Source organism: Sphaerochaeta sp. S2 (genome assembly GCF_016406725.1).
In the GTDB taxonomy this organism is placed as follows: Bacteria; Spirochaetota; Spirochaetia; order Sphaerochaetales; family Sphaerochaetaceae; genus Sphaerochaeta.
This window is the reverse complement of the sequence record NZ_JAEKNT010000305.1, coordinates 1-2,027: the sequence shown is the minus strand read 5'-3', so window position 1 is coordinate 2,027 and position 2,027 is coordinate 1. Positions and strand designations below refer to the sequence as shown.

At 39.3% G+C, this 2,027-nt stretch carries 3 protein-coding genes; all 3 read right to left on the bottom strand.

The annotated features are described in order from the left end of the window. Positions 1–101: 101 nt before the first annotated feature. Complete coding sequence (locus tag JF818_RS09035; protein WP_233066960.1) at positions 102–1,337, bottom strand: sodium ion-translocating decarboxylase subunit beta; 1,236 nt, start codon at positions 1,335–1,337, stop codon at positions 102–104. Positions 1,338–1,359: 22 nt separating this feature from the next. After that, positions 1,360–1,746 (bottom strand): biotin/lipoyl-containing protein, encoded by a 387-nt coding sequence (locus JF818_RS09030; RefSeq protein ID WP_198891687.1) that lies wholly within the window; start codon positions 1,744–1,746, stop codon positions 1,360–1,362. 14 nt (positions 1,747–1,760) lie between these two features. Continuing rightward, on the bottom strand, positions 1,761–2,027 hold a 267-nt coding region (locus tag JF818_RS09025; RefSeq protein ID WP_198891686.1), incomplete at its 5' end, for a hypothetical protein.

Genomic DNA, 2,027 nt, shown 5'->3' with positions numbered 1-2,027 from the left:
ATAACACATAATACAACAACTAAAAACAAGTATTCAATAAGTATACTTCAATCACTAAATTTAGGACAAAAAAAATCTAGCCTTAGGCTAGATTCTATATTTTATCCAAATAATGATAATAACACACCCGCTGATACAGCTGATCCAATTACACCAGCTACGTTAGGTCCCATAGCATGCATTAGTAAGAAGTTTGAAGGATCTGCTTTCTGACCTTCTACTTGTGATACTCTTGCTGCCATCGGTACTGCTGATACACCTGCTGAACCGATTAATGGGTTGATTGTGCCACCTGATAATTTGTTCATTAACTTTGCTAACAACACACCTGTTCCAGTACCAAATCCAAAGGCGATTATTCCTAATGCAATAATCTTTAATGTCTCAGCTTGTAAGAAGTACTCAGCTGAAGCTGTTGCACCTACAGTTACACCAAGGAAGATTGTTACAATATTCATCAATGCATTTTGAGCGGTATCTGTCAGTCTTCCAACAACACCTGACTCTTTGAATAGGTTACCCAACATTAACATACCTACTAGTGCAGTTGCTGGTGGTACAATTAATGCTACTAAGATTGTAACAACGATTGGGAAGATTATTTTTTCAATCTTAGAAACATTTCTTAACTGCTTCATTTTGATTTTTCTTTCCTTCTCAGTTGTTAATAGCTTCATGATAGGTGGCTGAATTACCGGCACAAGTGCCATGTAAGAATATGCCGCTACAGCTATCGCCCCTAACTTTTGTGGTGCTAGCTTTGAAGCAAGGAATATTGCAGTCGGTCCATCGGCTCCTCCGATAATACCTATTGCTGATGCTTCTTGAGCTGTAAATCCAAGTGCGATGGCACCTGCAAACGTTACATAAATACCGAATTGAGCTGCTGCGCCTAGTAATAATGATCTAGGATTTGCAATCAACGGTCCAAAATCTGTCATCGCTCCAACACCTAAGAAAATAAGTGGTGGAAATATACCTAAATGATCTCCCTGGAATAAGTAATATAGTAGACCACCGATGTCTTTTAAATACATCACAGCATGTCCAATTACACTACCATCATCACCAAGGATTTCAAGTGCATTACCTTCTAAACTCATTGCGTGAGCGGTTGCCTCTGGAACAAGTTGCATGACTGGTTTAGCCATAACACCTGCTACAGGCAAGTTCGCAAGTAACATACCGAAGGCAATAGGTACTAATAGTAAAGGCTCAAAGCCTTTCTTAATTGCTAAGAATAACAGCACAAAAGATACCATTAACATGATAATTTGGCCGCCTTCTATATTGGCGAAACCAGTGTCTCCCCAAAAATTCATTAGCGCTTGACCCATAGTGTCTCCTCCTTATCGTAGATTATCCAATTACAATCATTACATCTCCACCGTTTACAGACTCACCTGTTTTAACTAGGATTTGAGTAATCGTACCATCTACTGGAGTTGAGATTTCATTTTCCATTTTCATTGCTTCTAACACTAAAACTACATCACCTGCTGATACTGTATCGCCTTCGCTTACTTTTAAATCAAAGATTGTACCTGGCATTGGTGCTGTTATTTGAGTGCCACCTGCTGCTGGTGCAGTTTTCGGTGCTGCTGCAGCCTTTGCTGCTGCTGGTGCCGCAGCTGGTGCTGCTGGTCTTGCTGCTCTTGGAGCTGCTGGAGCTGTTGGCACGCCGCCGATTTCTTCTACTTCTACTTCATAAGACTTGCCATTTACAGTTATATTAAACTTTTTCATGAGTATCCCCCTAATTAAAATCTTGTATTCATCTGCTCAATTCTTCCAGTCTTTGCCCAACTAGGAGAATGATCATTACTTCTAACGATATTCTTAACAACTATATTATGAATTGATGTGTTTAAGCTCGCAGCTATCACCGCTGAGATTACAGCAATCAATTCTTCGTCTTCATCTTCTTCAACTACAGTTGGTACAGCTTTTTCAATTACTTCTAACTTCTCTGGTTTTGATTTTTTAGCTTCTGCTGATTGTAATATTTTTGATACAACAGAAATAGC